The organism is Burkholderia sp. Tr-862, assembly GCF_011753085.1.
Taxonomy (GTDB): domain Bacteria; phylum Pseudomonadota; class Gammaproteobacteria; order Burkholderiales; family Burkholderiaceae; genus Burkholderia; species Burkholderia ambifaria.
Map to the genome: position 1 here is coordinate 16,607 of NZ_VWWG01000006.1, position 16,552 is coordinate 33,158.

The window sequence follows — 16,552 nt, forward strand, 5'->3', positions numbered from 1 at the left end:
ACCGTCAGGCCTTCGACGCCGCCAACACGGCCGACACCTCGCCGAACGAAGGCCGCGCGTCGATATCCTCGTTCAGACAGTCGGCCGCCAGCGCGTCGAGTGCGTGCGAACCTTCCCATGCACGCGGCTCGCAGCGCGCCAGCAGCTCGCCGAGCAGATACCCGAACGCCCTGACTTCCAGCCGCTCGAGCCGCGCTGCGCGCACGCGGTCGTTCACGTCGTAGACCGACGCCGCGCCGAAATCGCCGAGCAGCGCACCGCCCTCGCCGTCGTGCAGGATGTTGTGCGCGTACAGGTCGCCGTGCATGATGCCGCGCGCGTGCAGATGCGCCGCGACCGACGCGATGCCGAGCGCGATCCGCAATGCCGCGGCCGGCTCGAATCGCGCGTCGGCCGCATACACGTCACGCGTACAGGACGCAAAGCTCGGCGGCCCCGCGAGGTTCGTCAGTGCCGGATCGACCAGTTCCATCACGAGCCCGTGCGTGCCGTCAGGATGACCGCGTACCTTGCCGATCACCGGAATCATGTTCGGGTGGCGCCCGGCGTGCAGGCAGGCGGCCATTTCGCAGTCGGGCAGGCCGTCGCTCGTCACCGCCCCCTTGAACAGCTTGACCGCGACCGCTCGCGGCGCGTGGCCGTCCGAGCGCCACTGCGCGCGGTAGATGACGCCCGATGCGCCTTCGCCGAGCTTCTGGTCGCAGGTGAGCGACGTCCAGTCGATGTCCGCGACGCCCGGTTCGGCCGACGCGGCGGCCTCCGGCGCGGCACCGAACGGGTTGCCCGCGGATGCGAGCCATGCCAGGCGCGGCAGACGCAGCAGCCAGTCCGGCAGCGCGTCGAGCCGGTTCGCCGACAACCGGACCAGTTCGAGCGAACGGCAGGCGGCCATTTCGGCGGGCAACGCACGCAGTCGGTTGCCCGCGAGCATCAGCTTCTGCAAGCGCGAACAATCGCCGATCTCCGCGGGCAGTGCGTCGATTTCGTTGTCGGTCAGGATCAGCCAGCGCAGCGCGCGCGGCAGCGAACCGCGCGGCACCGTGCGGATCCGGTTCGCCTTGAAGCCGATCATGTCGAGCTGCGCACACGTGCCGAGGACTTCAGGGAATTCGGTGAAGCCGTTGCCGGACGCGAACAGGATGCGCAGGCGATGCAGCCGCGACAGGTCGTCCGGCAGCGCGGACAGCGCATTGCCGGACAGGTCGAGCACTTCGAGCGTGTCCGCCAGATCGAAGATCTCGCCCGGAAATTCGGTCAGCCCGCACGCGAGCTTGAGTTGCCGGGCGCCCGCCAGCTGGCCGGTCTGCAGTTGTTCGAGGGTCGTCGTCACGGGGAGAAAAACGGGTTGCGGTTGCGATGATCGTCGGATCGATCCGACGAATTTTACCGGGATCGCTTTCGCCTCCCCGCAATCGTGTCACACCCCCTTCACAAATGCGCAAGGTGACGCTAGAATTGCGCCCCTGCAGTGCCGACGTGGTGAAATTGGTAGACACGCTATCTTGAGGGGGTAGTGGCGAAAGCTGTGCGAGTTCGAGTCTCGCCGTCGGCACCAAACATGGTTTCTCCGTGTTTCGGGCATGTGCAAAAAACCGCGACAGCGCAACGCTTCGCGGTTTTTTTGCTTCGGCGATTTGATTCCGATTCTCACGTCATCGCGATGCACACTTCTCGAAGCGCATGACGTCGAATGCCCGCAACTCGGGCCGGAGTCGACCAGTCTCCAGCCAGTCGGCAACCCCCTGCCCGAACACTGGCGCAAGCTTGAAGCCGTGCCCCGACAATCCCGCCGCGACGAACAACCCTTGCACCCGTGGATCCGCGCCGAAGAGCGGGTTGCCGTCCGGCGTGTCGTCGAAGAACGATACGCGGCTGCCGGCCGGCGTCGCGCCGTCGATGCGCGCGAATCGCCGCGCCGCACGAACGCGGTAACGCAGCTGCTCCGCGTCGCCCATGCGCGTATCGAAACCGTCCACATCGATTGCACCGCTGTCGCTGGCCTGCAATGATCCGATGAAGTAATGCCGAGGCAGATCGGGACGCAGGTAAAACCCGCCGCGGCGGTCCGAAAATCCGGGCAACGACGCCCGGCCGCCGTCGTCGGCTCGGACAATCGCGACGCACTGGCGCGACGGCGCGATCGGCAGTTCCACCCCGCAGCTCGCCGCGAGACGCGCCGCCCACGGCCCTGCTGCATTGACGACGACTGCGCAGTCGATGCTGCCGCGGTCCGTGTCGACACCCACGACGCGGCCGCCCTGCAGGCGGATCCCGCGGACCTCACACCGCGTGTCGATCTGCGCGCCGCTCGCGCGCGCACCATGCGCAAACGCCAGCGCGCTCGCGCGCGCATCGCAGTAACCGGCGTCGGCTTCGTACACGGCGCCGGCAAGGCCTTCGGCATCGATATCGGAGCACAGGCCGCGCATGTCGTCCACCGACAGCAACGACAGCGCGAAGCCTTTCGACCGCAGCGAATCGACATACGCATGCGTCGCGTTCCAGTCCTCCGGAGCCACCGCCGTCAGGAAACCCGTGCGCCTGAACCGGCAATCGCCGCCGACGGTCTCGCTCCAGTGGCGGTACGCATGCGATCCGTCCGACGCAAGCGCAACAAGCGCCGGATCCGCGTAGTACAGCCGCACGATGCCCGGCGACGCACCGGATGAGCCGGCCGCAATGTCCGCGCGTTCGAGCAATCGCACATTCGTGCCCGCCTGCGCTAGATGCCATGCGATGCCGCACCCGGTCGTGCCGCCCCCCACCACGACGACGTCCGCCGTTTCACGCATGCGCGGCGCTCCTTTCGTGGACCAGCGCGGGCGGCAGACACGGATCGAGCGCATCGCGCGACAGCGGCGTGAACCATATGCGCCCGGCGATTCCGCCACGCGGTCGGGATGCCGTCGACCATTCGCATCGACGCGGCGCGCCGTCATGCCCTGTTGCGTACCACAGGTCGTTCGCAAACCGTGGCATCACCGGCGCGGCGATGCACGCGAGCCCCTTCAGCCACCCATACGCCTGCGCCGCATCGCTCAGATCGACGTTCGGCAGCACGATCCATGATCGCAGCACTGCGCAGGCGGATCGCACGCTCACCGCGTCGAACCGAAACGATGCATCGAGCAGATGCAGCGACGCGGTCAGCGCGTCGCGCAATGGCGCCGCGATGCCGACCGGCTCGCCGACGATCGTCTCCAGCGCAGCGGCTGCCATGCGAACGCGCTCCTGCAGTGTCGTCACGAGTTCGTCGTTGACGAAACCGATGAAGGCGTCGACGTCGAAGTTCGCCGTGCCCGCTTCCGGGCTCTCGCGCGCGAGGAAGTAGCGGACCGCGTCGCTCGAGGCGGGTGTCGCCTCGACGATGTCGGCAGCCCACACGACGTGGAGCCGGCTCGTCGAAAATTTCGCGCCCTGCAGATTGTAGAAGTAGTTCGTCAACACATGGTCGAACGGCTTGCGACCCGGCAACGCGCCCATCACGGCCGCGCTGCCTGCAAGCAGCAGCACTGCGTTGTCGATGCCGAAACTGACGAACGTCGTCACGTCGCCGTCGCTCTGCATCGGATGCGCGCCTTGCGCGCCGTCCGCGCACAGGTCTCCGCAGGTCAGCGCGTACTCCCAGCCGGATTCGAACAGCACGCGAGGATTGCCGAGGCGATCCGCAGGCCACGCGACGCCCCAGTCGCCAGGCGCCGTCAGCCGCACGAGGCCGCGCTCCTGCGCGAGAAACCGGCGAATCACGTCAATGAATTGCGGAGGCGCGCCCGAAGATGCGAGACGACGCACAAGCGCGGCCTCGTCGGGAATTCGCAGGAACAGGCTTTCGACCTCGCGCCACTCGAGTTCCGCATCGCCGAGACGCGGTTCCGGATCGCGCATCGCCTCCGGGCGGAAGTGAGCGCCGCACGCCTCGCAGAAGTAGCCGCCGGCCGGCGCGTCGCACTGCGGGCACCGGCCGACGAGCCACGCGCCCGCCAGATAGCGGCCCGTCGCACGACTGTACAGCACCTTCTCGACCACCGTTTCGGTCAAGCCGCGCTCGACCAGTTGCTCGACGGCTCGGCGCGCATTCGCCGCATGACGATCCGCATGTGGGCCCTGCACGAGATCGACGAATGCGTCGACTTCGACGTCGAGTGCCGCCAGATCATGCGCGATCCGATCGTGATAGTCGTGACAAACCTCGTGCGGGGAGCGCGATTCCTGTAGCGCCTTCCACAGCACGTAAGAATCGAAGCCATCGACCGCCGATACGATGTCGACGCGATGGCCGTGACTGCGAAGATGACGGCCCAGCATGTCCATGCGCAGGTATGGGCCGGCGATGTGGCCGAGATGCAGACGCCCGTTCGGCGTCGGCGGAATCGGCATCAGGAAGAATTTTCGGGGCTCGGTTTTCATGGCGGATTTCACGGATTCGAATTAGCTCGCATTGAACAGCGTGACCACGTCACGCGTCGAAACGACGCAACGCCTCGTCGGCAAGACCGGGCGAAAGCCGGAAACCGGCGCCGCTACCCGCGCCGGCGATCACGACAGGGACTCCCGGCACGCGTTCGACGAGCGGCTCGCCGCTCGGCGTATACGCATCGCAGAACACGCGTCCGCCCACGAATGCATCGCTTGATCCGGGCAGATAGCGCTCGACGACGCGCATCGCAAGCAACCGGTCCTGTGCTGAGATTTCCAGCGCATGCTTGAGCGGCCTGCAGTCCCACTCGTCGGCGCGAAAGCTGAATAGCCACTGATTGCGTGCCGGCAACGGCATCAGATAGGCGTCCGACTGCGCAAAGAACACGGCGGCGGCGTCCGGCGGCGGAACGCGGTCCACATGCAGCGCGACGACTTTCTTCACGCGCACCGAGGCAGCCGCGGCGAACGCACTGAACGGCTCCCCTGCGAGCCACGGCCCCGCCGCCACCACCGCGCGCATTGCACGCATCGTCGTGCCGTCGTCGAGCCGCAACTCGACGCCCGACGCGCCGGCGTCCAGCGCGCGCACACCCACGCCTTCAACGCAACTCACATTCGACGACCGCATGCTTGCAGCGATCAGACTCCGCGCAATAAGCGCGGGATCATGACTGACCGCCGTCCCCCCGCGCAGCAACACCTCGGTCTCGTCAAGCACAAGCGGGCCGATGAGCTTGTCGCGCAGGATTGCAGGCGGCACATGCGCACCACCGATCGTGAAATCCACCGCAAGCTCCTGCAGTGCGTTTGTGCGCGCGGCTTGTGTCACCCAGAACACATCGGCTGAAGTCGTACGCAGCCCGAGCGGGCCCCGAATTTCGCGATAGAGTTCGGCGCTTAGCGCCGCAAGCTTCCGCTCTCGCGGCGTGACGCCCGTCGCCAACAGTACGCCGGCGGAATGTGCAGTCGCACCGTCGCCGACGCGGAATCGCTCCACGAGACAGATCCGCCATTGAGGAAAGCGCCGCTGTGCAAGATAGAGCGTCCACGCGCCGACGATACCGCCGCCGACGATCGCGAGATCATATTCGCGCATCATGCTCATTGCCACCATACCGAAAAGATTTGCGCATCCGCTTCGCCGACATTGCGCGCAAAATGTGGCCGCCATGGTTCGAAAAACACGGTCTGTCCCGCGTCGACGCGATGCCATGCACCGTCGTAGCAGACATCGAGTTGCCCGCTCGACACGAACCATATCTCGTACACGGCGTGACGGTCTTCCTGCGTACCGCATCCTGGCTCGATCGTGAAACGCGAGCTGCGCAGCGGCGCCTGCGCCATGCGCTCGCAGAACGCATGCATGAAGAGCCTCACGCCAGCGAGATCGACAGCCTCCTCGGTTTCGACGACGCGAGGCGCGATCGGAGCAGGGGCAGCCAGCGACTGGCAGGCCGCCTGATCGTATCCCCGGGTACTGGTCACGAGACCACCTCCAGATCCTGAACGCCGCGCTGCATGACCCTGCCCTGCGCTTCCCAGTGAACGAACGGTGCCCGTTCGTCCAGGTCGTAGCACTGCGCGCCGGCGATGCTGTTGATGATGCGCGCGCAACGCCATGGAATCAGGCCGAGATTCGGGTCGGCGATGCCGCGCTGATGTCTCGCGGCGTTCTGCACATAGATGCGGCTGCCGGACGGACCGTTCCAGCGGATCGCATAGTCGTGGTCGACGACGAAGCCGTCGGTGCCCCACTCGATCCGGTCAGCGATCGGATCGAGGCACGCGGGCATGCCGTACGTGTAGCCCGTGCACAGCACGACGATGTCGGCTTCGAGCGCTTCGTGCACGTCGCGCTGTGCATGCCTGAGCGTCAGCGACCAGCCGCTTCCGTTGCGGGCGACCGCGACCAGTTCGCGCGCCGGGCGCAACTGCAGATCGCACGGCAGACCCGTCACGTGGCGCAATTCGTACACGCGCCGGTAAATCGACTCGAGCAGTGCGGACGATACGCCGTCGCTCGCGAGTTTCTGCTCGGCCAGCAGCGACGCGCGACGCGCGGCAGGCAGATCGTAGAAATAGTCCGCATATCCGGGCGTATAGAGCTCGTTGGTGAACGACGATTCGTCGAGCGGCGCGAAATTCCACCGCCGCGACGCCCACGTGACGCTCGCCGGCATCGCGCCCGCATCGGAAATCAGGTGCTGGAACACTTCCGCCCCGGTCTGCCCGCCGCCGATCACGACGACGCGCTTGCCCTCGACCGCGTTGTTGTTGGTCAAGTACTGCGACGCATGCAGGAGCGTCGTGCCGAGATACGGCTTCGCGCAGTCAGGGACGCTAGGCTGCTGCCCGGTACCGAGCACGAGATGACGCGTCGTCTGCGTCCAGTCCGGTCCGTGCACGGCAATCAGGTCGCCGTCGATCTCGACCGCTTCGACTTCGCGGTTGAACTCCAGATTCGGCAGTTGTTCGCAGGCCCAGCGATAGTACTGGTTGAACTCACGCCGCATGACCTGAGGGAAATTCGCGTTGATGAAACAAAGCAGCCTCTTCTGGCTCGCCAGAAACTGCAGGAACGACAGCGCGCTGGTCGGATCGACCAGGCTGACGAGATCCTTCAGAAACGAAACCTGCAGCGCGGCGTTCGGCAGCATCAGTCCAGCGTGCCACTGAAATTCCGCCCGCCGGTCGAAAAAGCAACTGCGAATCGTCCGGTGCGGCTTGAGGAGGGCCGCGAGGCTGAGATTGGCGGGACCGATCCCGATCCCCACGACATCCATCGGTGCTTCCGTAAGCGAGTAGCGCATGGTTCAAGTCCTTAGATCATCAAGAAGCGACAGCGAAACGGCGGCCCGGACACGAAATGCGCGCCGACACGGCGTCGCAGACCGCGCCCGACGGCGATCTGGTTGAAATGCCCGAGTGAATGGAATCAGACTGCGGCTTTCGGCTCGCGGCCGGTCCGCACGAGCGTGACGCGCCAGCATGCAGCCGCCGCCAGCGACAGCGCGATCGCAACGAAGATCGCGACGCGCACGCCTCCCCCCGGTGTCTGCGCGGTGCTCATCAGCGCGCCGAAGATGGCCACGCCGAATGCGGAGCCGCTTTGCCTGCTCGCATTGAGCACGCCAGCCGCGATGCCGGCACGACTTTTCTCGACGGCGCCCATCATCGCGGCCGTGACGGCCGGCGTAATCACGCCCGAGCCGAATCCGACCGCAGGAAAACACAACGCCACGCGCCAGTACGGCGCATCGCTCGCCAACGCCAGCAGCCCCGCGAAACCCGATGCGTAGAGCAGGAAGCCCGCGACCACGACACGGCGCGCGCCGTAAGCACGGCACAACCGGCCCGCGGAAAAGCTGCCGGCCGTCACCAGCACGGTCAGCGGCAGGAATGCGAGACCAGTCCGCAACGGCGGCCAGCCGCGGTTCTCCTGGAAATACAGGCTGAGCAGGAACAGCAATCCGTAGAAAATCAGCGCCGAAACCAGCGAGACGAATACCGATGCCGAAAACACGGGAAGACGAAACAGGCCGGGCGGAAGCATTGGCTGCGCGCGACGACGCTCTATCGCGACGAAGCCGAACCATGCCGCAACGGCCAGCACGATACCGCCCAGAATCGGCGTGGATCTCCATCCCAGTTTCGCGCCTTCGATCAGGATCGCGACCGAACTCGCGAGCGCGATGATCGCCGCCACCTGGCCGGCAATATCCATATGCGCTGCGCCGTGGCGCTGCGACGCGCGCGGAATGTGCGTCGTCAGCCACGCACCGCAAATGGCAAGCGGCACGTTCACGAAAAATATGCTTCGCCATCCGAACCAGTGGATCAGAAGACCACCGGCAAGCGGCCCCGCCGCCATCGCAATGCCGCCGCAGCCAGCCCAAACGCTGATCGCCCCGGCTCGCTCCTGCGCGTCCGGATATGCCGTGCTGATCAGCGTCAGCGAACACGGAACGAGCAGCGCAGCGCCGACTCCCTGCAGTACGCGCGCAACCACCAGCGTCGCCAGATCAGGCGCGGCGCCGCACAGCGCCGACGCAGCCGCAAACACCAGCAAGCCGGTCAGATAGACGTTCTTCGCGCCGAGACGATCACCTAACAGGCCCCCGGTCAACAACAGGCTCGCGAACGTCAGCGTATAGGCATTGACGACCCACTGCAGCCCCGATACGTCGGAGCCAAGCGTAGCCGCGATCCGCGCGAGTGCAACGTTGACGATCGACGTGTCGAGTATGACGACGACATAGCTAAGGCTTGTCGCCAGCAACACGCTTTTCTTATATTCGATTGTTTCATTCACGTGAATAAGGTCCCCAACGGAATAGCGTGTTGACTATAAGCGTGGGCCCATCGACAATGCTTCGGAGCGTATCGAAGTGTGCCGGATCGAACATCGGTTCGCGATACGAAAACGAAAAGACAATAAATAGAACCGGAGAGAAGCAGTGAGTCAGCACAATATTTCAACCGTGGCCCATCTGATCGCGGAGCCCGTGCGTGCGGTGATTCTGATCACGCTGACGGACGGCTGTGCCCGTTCGGCGAGCGCGCTTGCGGAAGCCGCCGGCGTCACCGCGCAGACGGCGAGCTCGCACCTCGCAAAACTGCTCGACGGCGGCCTGCTGAAGGTGGAAAGCAAGGGCCGACACCGTTACTACAGCCTGGCTGGCCCGCACGTTCCACGCGTGCTCGAGAGCCTCGCGTCCGTCGGCCCCGTCTCGCAGGCATGGCGCACGACACCGAATCGTTCCGCACGGGAATTGCGCTTTGCGCGCTGCTGCTACGACCATCTCGCCGGGCAGATCGGCGTTGCCGTCACGCAGCGAATGCTCGAGCGTGGCTACCTCATCGAGCACGGCGAATACGCGTACGAACTCACACCGAGCGGGCATTCATGGCTGCAGCAACTCGGCCTCGACGTCGGGGGGCCATTCGCGAATCAGGCAGGGCACGCGCACCGGTGCCTCGACTGGACCGAGCGGCAATACCATATCGCCGGTGCGCTCGGCGCCCATTTGATGAACGCATTCTGTACGTGGGGGTGGATGGCCCGCGGTCATGAGACACGCGTCGTCGTCGTGACACCGGCCGGCTGGGAAGCGCTCCGCGAACATTTTGGCATCGAGCGCAACGCCGAACTGGACGCGCAAGCGCAGCGGGGCACGCCGCGCTTCGCCGGATATCGCGAGACGGCCTGACCGGCGCTATCACGCACGCGCGCCGGCCTCCTGCAACGCCGGTCGCCGACGGTAACGGCCAGACGCGAAAGCCGCCTCGATTTCCACGATACGTCGCTCCAGATCCTCACCGGTCCGGCGCCATGCGGGTATCGTGTCCAGCAGCCTTGCATGCCACGCGGACAGATGTGGGTAGTCGTCGAATGGCGCACGAGTACGCAGTACATGGCTGAACGGCGCGGCGAGGTCGATATCAGCTAGCGTCGGCGTGTCGCCGACCACGAACGCCCTATCGCGGAGATGGTCGTCGAGCACCTGCGCATACCGGCGAATCGATCGAAGCGCATCGGCGACCAGCACCGGATCCTCCTCACGTCCCTGGAGCCGGTGAATGAAACGCTCGTCGATCAGCACTGCGGGCCCGCGCCGGAAATGTTCTGCAGCCCAGAACATCCATTTGAGCACATCGACGCGCGCCGTGCCTGAGGGCCACAATGAGGAGCCGGAACGTTCGGCCAGGTAAATCGCAATAGCCGACGCCTCGAACAGCACGACAACGCCGTCTGTCAGCGTCGGAATGGTTCCGTTCGGATTCAATGCGAGATAGGACTCCGTGCGGTTCTCGCCGGCGAACAGATTGACCAGCGTGAAGTCGACATCGAGCGACTCATGCATTGCGACGGTCAATACCCGCCGCGTGTTGCTCGACCCGCGGTCGCCATACAGTTTCATCCTGCCTCCGTTGCAACGGTATCTTGCTCAGCGCGGCGTTCGTCTTCGGCACGCCAGCGCCGACACAGCTCGCCACCCTGTCGCGCAGCCTGATAGAGTGCGTTGATCAGCGGCGCGCCGAGATAGGACGCGACGCCGAGCGTCCAAATCCGCTCCGGATGCGCGCCGCCCGCGAGCCAGACCCGGAGGTCGGTCGACACGCGCGGCACGCCGCCCGCGACGTCCGAGTCGGCAGACAGCGCAAGCGCGCTTTCGCTCGCGCGCAGCGGCGCTTTCTGAAAGCCCGTCGCGCACACCACCGCATCGTATGTCTCCGACGCGCCGTCCTGCCAGTCGATCCGCCAGCGGCCGCCGGCCTGGTGCAGCATCGCCGGCATGCCTGTCTTGACATGCAGCCGCCCTTGCTCCGCAAAGCCGAGCAGTTTCTCGCCATTCCCGAGCGGGCATGCAAACAGATATCGGCCCATCGCGCGCGAGCAGGCGTCGATCGCCAGCTTCTGACGCGCGGGCGGTTCGCTGCGCAGGCGCGCTTCGACCGCGTCCATGTTCGCAACCAGAACGTGCTGCCAGTCGGTCGCGCCGTCGCGTGCCAGCGTCACTTCGCGCCGCAGACGCTCGATCGGATCACGCAGCCGTACCACCTGGTCGCTCAGCGCGCGCCCGCGCACCGCGCGCGCCGAACGTGCGACGATGCGCATCAGGCGCCACGACAGCGCGCTTGAATTCAGATCGAGACGGGCGTACGCCGCGGCGTCGATCGGCACCGGCGCGACGCGGGTCGTCGCCGTGCGCACCGCAGGCAAGCGGCCCGACGGAGAGGCGATGACGGCCGAATGGCCGCCGCGGCACAGCAGCAACGCCGCGTCGACCGCCGTCAGCCTGCTCCCCAGCACAAGCACGCGCGATCGCGGCTCGAGCTGCGCGAGCACCGCTCCTTCCGGGTAGAACCGCGCGAAAATACGCGGCGCGCCGACGTGCGCCTTCACGTACTCTGGTACATAGGATTCGCCGTTACCGGTACACACGAGCACATCGGTCGCCTCGAGCGCCCTATCGACGTCGAGCCAGACACGGTACCCTCCCGTCGGCGTTCTTTCGATATACCGGGCGCCGGCACTCACCAAACGATGATCGATACCCGCGTCTCGGGCCTGCCGACTGAAATGCGCATGGCGCGAAACGAGATAGTCCGACACGTGGCGGCGCGCGACGAACGCGTCGCGCGACACGGACACGCCGATGGATCGCAGATAGGCGCGGAAATCGTCGGGATCGTCGTCAAGAATCGACATCGTCTCGACCGACGTATTGCATAGCAGCGCCGGATCGACCGCCGAGAATGCGACGCCCCGCCCGATTCCGAGCGGATCGACGATGTCGATCGACTGCGCGACGCCGAAACGGACCGCAGCCGCAAACGCGGCGACGCCGCTCGCGCCACCACCGACGATGACCAGACGACGCCGGCCTTTCACATCGCTCGCCACACGTGCTTTTTCCATTCGTTGCGGTCGCCCCGTCTATCGCGACGCACGCGCGTCCGCCGCGGCGAGCGCGCCGGCGAGCAATTTGACACCATGCCAGCCCCAGTACACACGGTGGCAGACGATTTGACCGTCATCGATGTCCATCATCTCCATCAGGTCGACCTGATCGCCGGCCGGCGCGACGCGCGGATATTCCCACGTAAGCTGCTTGCCGTTGACGAAATAGACGCCCGTGCGATACCACTGCGCGAGGTCGCTGGGAAACTTGCGGATGCTGTCCTCGAAGAACGTCAGGATAGCGTCGCGTCCGACCACCAACCCGCTGTTTCGCTCGGGATAAACGGCCAGCGCGAGCGGCGTTTCGAGTACCGCGCGCTCGGCATAAAGCGCCGCAGTGCCAGCGAGGTCGCGCTTGCGCACCGTGTCGTGCCACACGGTGAAAATACGGTTCATGTCCGCATCGACAGAATCAATCATCGGAACTCCCAGGCAAGATCGGCCAGCGCGCATGACAGCCGGCATCGCATTCGATTCCCGACTATATCGGAGCCCGACCTCGCCTCGTTTCGACGCGTGTCGAAGTATCGTGCCGCACCGCACGCTGCGAACGAACAAGGTGATACATGCCGCCAATCGCGGATAATCTGTCGGCTTCGCATTCCCTCCATCGAGGCTCCCCCATGAAACCCCGAATCAGCGTGCTGACCCTCGGCGTCGACGATCTCGACGCCGCCGTGACGTTCTATCGCGACGGGCTGGGTTTGCCGACGCAAGGCATCATCGGCACCGAGTTCGAACACGGCGCAGTCGCCTTTTTCGACTTCCAGAACGGACTGAAGCTAGCGCTGTTCGAGCGCGGCAACATCGCGCATGACGCCGGGCTGCCGGTGACGGCGCGCAGCGCGACCGAGTTCACGATCGGGCACAACGTCGCGAGCGAGCGCGAAGTCGATGACGTGATGCGGCAAGCGCTTGCTGCCGGTGCCCGGTTGGTGAAGCCGGCCGGCAAGACCTTCTGGGGCGGTTATTCGGGGTACTTCCAGGACCCGGACGGGCATCTGTGGGAAATCGTCTTCAATCCGGCGTTGATGCCGGGCGATTGACGGCCGCTGCCGCATTGTCGAGAGCGAATGCTGCCCGTCACAGCACCGGCAACACCGCCCGGATATGCTCCGCGAACGCGGCCGTCAGATGCGACGGCCGCTTCCGGTCGAAGCGCAGCGTAATGCCCACCGCCGGCAGCGGCGGCAGCCCGCGATCGCCGGCGAGGATCGCCAGATCGGCAGGCACCGCCGTCTGCGTCATCACCGCGAACGCCTGCCCCGAACGCACGAGCGCCGTCAGCCCCGCGAGGCTGCTGCTCGCATACGCGACGCGATAATCGCGGCCCGCGCGATGCAACGCATCGCAGGCCGCGATGTGATCGAGCGTATCGGGATCGGAAAGCGCGAGCGGCAACGGATCGAACTGCGCGGCATCGAGGCCCGGATAACCGATCCAGACCAGTTGCTCGCGACGGATGACGTCGTCGGTCGACCCGTCGTCCGGCAATGAAATCATCGCGAGATCAACCGCCCGCTTGTCGAGCTGTTCGAGCAACCGCGGCGTCGGCCCGCACACGACCTCGACGATCGCCAGCGGATGCTGGCTCGAGAACTGCCGCAGCAGCGACGGCAGGAACGCGGCCGCGTAATCGTCCGGACACCCGAACCGGATGCTGCCCGACAATCCGGTGCCGCACAGGTCGGCCATCGCCTCGTCATGCTGCCGCAGGATGCGCTGCGCATGCACGAGCAGCCGCTCGCCGGGGTGCGTCAGCACCACGCCGCGGCCGGTGCGCTGGAACAGCGGCTGGTCGACGCTTTCCTCGAGCCGGCGCATCTGCTGGCTGAGCGCGGACTGCGTGCGGCCGACCCGCGCCGCCGCGCGGCTGAGTGAGCGCATCTCGGCGATGACGACGAACGAGCGCAGCAGGTCGATTTCGAGCGAGCGTCCCAAGGTATTAGCTCCGTTTCTACCTTGCATAAGCACTATTCGTTTCCATAAAACCAGACCGGCGCCTAGACTGCAAGCGATCCCTGCCCCTTGCCCGGAGATGCCCGATGTCCCTGAACGACGACGCAACCTTCTGGCGCAACGCCAGGCAGCATCTGGTCCGCTACGGCGGCACATTCGAGCCGGTGATCATCGAGCGCGCGCAAGGCAGCTTCGTCTACGACGCCGACGGCCGCGCGATCCTCGATTTCACGTCGGGCCAGATGAGCGCGGTGCTCGGCCACAGCCATCCGGAGATCGTCTCCGTCATCAGCGAATACGCGGGCAAGCTCGATCACCTGTTCAGCGGGATGCTGTCGCGCCCGGTCGTCGACCTCGCGACGCGCCTCGCCGACATCACGCCGCCCGGCCTCGATCGCGCGCTGCTGCTGAGCACCGGCGCGGAATCGAACGAAGCGGCGATCCGGATGGCGAAGCTCGTCACCGGCAAGTACGAGATCGTCGGCTTCGCGCAGTCGTGGCACGGGATGACGGGCGCGGCGGCGTCCGCCACGTACAGCGCCGGCCGCAGGGGCGTCGGCCCGGCCGCCGTCGGCTCGTTCGCAATTCCGGCGCCGTTCACGTACCGGCCGCGCTTCGAGCGCGGCGGCACGTACGACCCTCTCGCCGAACTCGACTACGCATTCGATCTGATCGATCGCCAGTCGAGCGGCAACCTCGCCGCATTCATCGCGGAGCCGATCCTCAGCTCCGGCGGCATCATCGAATTGCCGGAAGGCTACATGGCGGCACTCAAGCGCAAGTGCGAGGCACGCGGGATGCTGCTGATCCTCGACGAAGCGCAAACCGGCGTCGGACGCACCGGCACGATGTTCGCGTGCCAGCGCGACGGCGTGACGCCCGACATCCTCACGCTGTCGAAGACGCTCGGCGCGGGGCTGCCGCTCGCGGCCGTCGTCACGTCCGCGCAGATCGAGGAGCGCGCGCACGAACTGGGCTACCTGTTCTATACGACGCACGTGTCGGATCCGCTGCCGGCCGCGGTCGGCCTGCGCGTGCTCGACGTGGTGCAGCGCGACGGCCTCGTCCAGCGGGCGAACGTGATGGGCGACCGGCTGCGGCGCGGGTTGCTCGACCTGATGGAGCGCTTCGACTGCATCGGCGACGTGCGCGGACGTGGACTGCTGCTCGGCGTCGAGATCGTCAAGGATCGCCGGACCAAGGAGCCGGCGGACGGGCTCGGCGCGAAGATCACGCGCGAGTGCATGAACCTCGGGCTCAGCATGAACATCGTGCAGTTGCCCGGCATGGGCGGCGTGTTCCGGATCGCGCCGCCGCTGACCGTCAGCGAAGCGGAAATCGATCTCGGGTTGTCGTTGCTCGAGCAGGCGATCCGCCGCGCGCTGTAACGGAACGCCAGGCGCAACGCCGCACGCAACCAGCGCGCGGCAAGATTCGAGCAGGACCAGGCGTGCCGCGCCGCGCGCCTCGAAACCTAGTCAAGCCTCCCGGCCCGAAACACGCTGCGCAATTCGTCATGGTTGTGTACGTTGAGCCGGCGATAGATCTTGCGAACATGATCGACGACCGTGCTGTCGCGCAGCGCGAAGTCACGCGCGATCTCGCTGTGCGAGCGGCCCAGCACGAGTTGCACACAGAGTTCGCGTTGTCGCTCGGTCAGGCCGAACGCGAAACCGAGTCGTTCGACCATCAGCCTGAGCGGCGGAAAGTGTTCGATATAGATCACGATCGCGGCATCGCGTTGCAACGCGACCTCGTGGGTACATCGATAGGCCTTGAAGCGGAAACGCCCCGCATCGTTGCGACGCTCGAGCATCGCGGGTGGCGCCGGGTAGCCGAGCCAGATCCGGTTGATGTTCGACCGCAGCGGCGCGAGCCAGTCCGGCAAGCGTTCGTGATGGTAGAACGCGAGCGGCTCGCCGGTCGCGAGCGACAGCATCCGGATGCTGTCGGTGTTGTGCAGCAGGAGCCGGCCATCGTCATCGACCACCATGACCGCGGACTGGCTGCATTCCGATTCGTGAAGCGTTGGCTGCACGGGCCGCGACAGCGCATGGGCAAGATGCCGTGCCACGGGTTCGATGTCGCGATGGTTCTTTTCCGAGAACGGACGGCCGCCTGATGCGCGCGACAGCAGGAGGCTGCCCCAGCCGCGCGTGCCGTCCGTCGCGGTCAGCTCAAGGCAGTGGCGCATCGACATCGGCCGCCACAGGTCCGCATACATCTCGCTCGACAGCAATGCATCATCGTAGTGCGCGCTGTTGTCGAAACCGCGCCCGCGGCGCATCGCATCGGAAAACGTGATGCCCAGCACCTCATGACAGGAAGAGTTGTGAATGTTCGCGAAATACGCCGGCAATAACGTGTAGACCACATCGTTTTCGCTGCACACGTCCGACACCGCGTAGTGCTCGTCGGCATATATGAACATGCCCCAATCGGCACCGACGATGTGCCGGGTCGCCTCAATCACATGAGGAATGACGAGGCGCGGCTCGACGGCAAGCGAACAGAGCCGACGAATATGACTCGCAAGCGCGGCGTGTTTGTCAGACATGAATGCGCTCCTCGAACATGCACCGGATTCGCTCGCGGGCCGGGGCGAGACGCTCGACTGCACACGTTCCGCGATGCCTGTCAGTTTAGCCATCCCACATGACAAAGACGGCAATTGCCCCCTTTCAAGAGGGCGTTAATCCGACATGTGGG

15 protein-coding genes and 1 tRNA gene are annotated in these 16,552 nt (G+C 65.8%); 4 read left to right on the forward strand and 12 right to left on the reverse strand.

From position 1 onward, the window contains the following. Positions 1-4: 4 nt before the first annotated feature. Positions 5-1,330: a leucine-rich repeat-containing protein kinase family protein gene (locus F3J14_RS03425; protein WP_166721783.1), complete on the reverse strand. Its 1,326-nt coding sequence runs from the start codon at positions 1,328-1,330 to the stop codon at positions 5-7. Between the two features lie 140 nt (positions 1,331-1,470). Between F3J14_RS03425 and F3J14_RS03430 the strand changes: the two genes are divergently transcribed. After that, a tRNA-Leu gene (locus F3J14_RS03430) sits at positions 1,471-1,555 on the forward strand. A 97-nt stretch (positions 1,556-1,652) separates the two neighbouring features. On the opposite strand, the gene F3J14_RS03435 is transcribed toward F3J14_RS03430, so the two are convergent. From F3J14_RS03435 to F3J14_RS03460, 6 genes are all read right to left on the reverse strand, one after another. Beyond that, entirely contained in the window at positions 1,653-2,792 is a 1,140-nt protein-coding gene (locus F3J14_RS03435; RefSeq protein WP_166721784.1) for an FAD-dependent oxidoreductase, read from the reverse strand. Then, the gene (locus F3J14_RS03440) at positions 2,785-4,407 is read right to left on the reverse strand and encodes a methionine--tRNA ligase (protein ID WP_166721785.1); all 1,623 of its coding nucleotides are present in this window, start codon (positions 4,405-4,407) and stop codon (positions 2,785-2,787) included. The genes F3J14_RS03435 and F3J14_RS03440 overlap by 8 nt, the downstream gene beginning before the upstream one ends. 49 nt (positions 4,408-4,456) lie before the next feature. Next, entirely contained in the window at positions 4,457-5,524 is a 1,068-nt protein-coding gene (locus tag F3J14_RS03445) for an FAD-binding oxidoreductase (protein ID WP_247682112.1), read from the reverse strand. Beyond that, the gene (locus F3J14_RS03450; protein ID WP_166721767.1) at positions 5,521-5,904 is read right to left on the reverse strand and encodes a cupin domain-containing protein; all 384 of its coding nucleotides are present in this window, start codon (positions 5,902-5,904) and stop codon (positions 5,521-5,523) included. The genes F3J14_RS03445 and F3J14_RS03450 overlap by 4 nt, the downstream gene beginning before the upstream one ends. After that, complete coding sequence (locus tag F3J14_RS03455) at positions 5,901-7,229, reverse strand: SidA/IucD/PvdA family monooxygenase (protein WP_166721786.1); 1,329 nt, start codon at positions 7,227-7,229, stop codon at positions 5,901-5,903. The genes F3J14_RS03450 and F3J14_RS03455 overlap by 4 nt, the downstream gene beginning before the upstream one ends. A 125-nt stretch (positions 7,230-7,354) precedes the next feature. After that, a complete protein-coding gene (locus tag F3J14_RS03460; protein ID WP_348771934.1) occupies positions 7,355-8,701 on the reverse strand; it encodes an MFS transporter in 1,347 nt (448 codons plus the stop codon). A gap of 175 nt (positions 8,702-8,876) precedes the next feature. Here F3J14_RS03460 and F3J14_RS03465 point away from each other — a divergent pair, with 175 nt between their 5' ends. Next, positions 8,877-9,629, forward strand: a complete 753-nt coding sequence (locus tag F3J14_RS03465) for a winged helix-turn-helix domain-containing protein (RefSeq protein ID WP_166721787.1) — start codon at positions 8,877-8,879, stop codon at positions 9,627-9,629. 9 nt (positions 9,630-9,638) lie between these two features. Here the strand turns inward: F3J14_RS03465 and F3J14_RS03470 are convergent, their stop codons facing one another. Genes F3J14_RS03470 through F3J14_RS03480 form a run of 3 tightly spaced genes read right to left on the reverse strand, consistent with a single transcriptional unit; the run spans position 9,639 to position 12,349 of the window. Continuing rightward, on the reverse strand, positions 9,639-10,340 hold the full coding sequence (locus F3J14_RS03470) for a glutathione S-transferase family protein (RefSeq protein WP_166721788.1): 702 nt from the start codon (positions 10,338-10,340) through the stop codon (positions 9,639-9,641). Then, on the reverse strand, positions 10,337-11,842 hold the full coding sequence (locus tag F3J14_RS03475) for an FAD/NAD(P)-binding protein (protein ID WP_166721789.1): 1,506 nt from the start codon (positions 11,840-11,842) through the stop codon (positions 10,337-10,339). The genes F3J14_RS03470 and F3J14_RS03475 overlap by 4 nt, the downstream gene beginning before the upstream one ends. An 18-nt stretch (positions 11,843-11,860) precedes the next feature. Continuing rightward, complete coding sequence (locus tag F3J14_RS03480) at positions 11,861-12,349, reverse strand: nuclear transport factor 2 family protein (RefSeq protein ID WP_247682113.1); 489 nt, start codon at positions 12,347-12,349, stop codon at positions 11,861-11,863. Between the two features lie 158 nt (positions 12,350-12,507). Between F3J14_RS03480 and F3J14_RS03485 the strand changes: the two genes are divergently transcribed. Beyond that, entirely contained in the window at positions 12,508-12,930 is a 423-nt protein-coding gene (locus F3J14_RS03485) for a VOC family protein (RefSeq protein WP_166721790.1), read from the forward strand. Between the two features lie 37 nt (positions 12,931-12,967). On the opposite strand, the gene F3J14_RS03490 is transcribed toward F3J14_RS03485, so the two are convergent. Next, positions 12,968-13,852, reverse strand: a complete 885-nt coding sequence (locus F3J14_RS03490) for a LysR family transcriptional regulator (RefSeq protein ID WP_211080321.1) — start codon at positions 13,850-13,852, stop codon at positions 12,968-12,970. Positions 13,853-13,929: 77 nt separating this feature from the next. On the opposite strand from F3J14_RS03490, the gene F3J14_RS03495 reads away from it, so the two are divergent. Further along, positions 13,930-15,231, forward strand: coding sequence for an aspartate aminotransferase family protein (locus F3J14_RS03495; protein WP_166721792.1), 1,302 nt, complete (start codon positions 13,930-13,932; stop codon positions 15,229-15,231). A gap of 86 nt (positions 15,232-15,317) precedes the next feature. On the opposite strand, the gene F3J14_RS03500 is transcribed toward F3J14_RS03495, so the two are convergent. Then, positions 15,318-16,400: a LuxR C-terminal-related transcriptional regulator gene (locus F3J14_RS03500; protein WP_166721793.1), complete on the reverse strand. Its 1,083-nt coding sequence runs from the start codon at positions 16,398-16,400 to the stop codon at positions 15,318-15,320. Positions 16,401-16,552 lie beyond the last annotated feature (152 nt).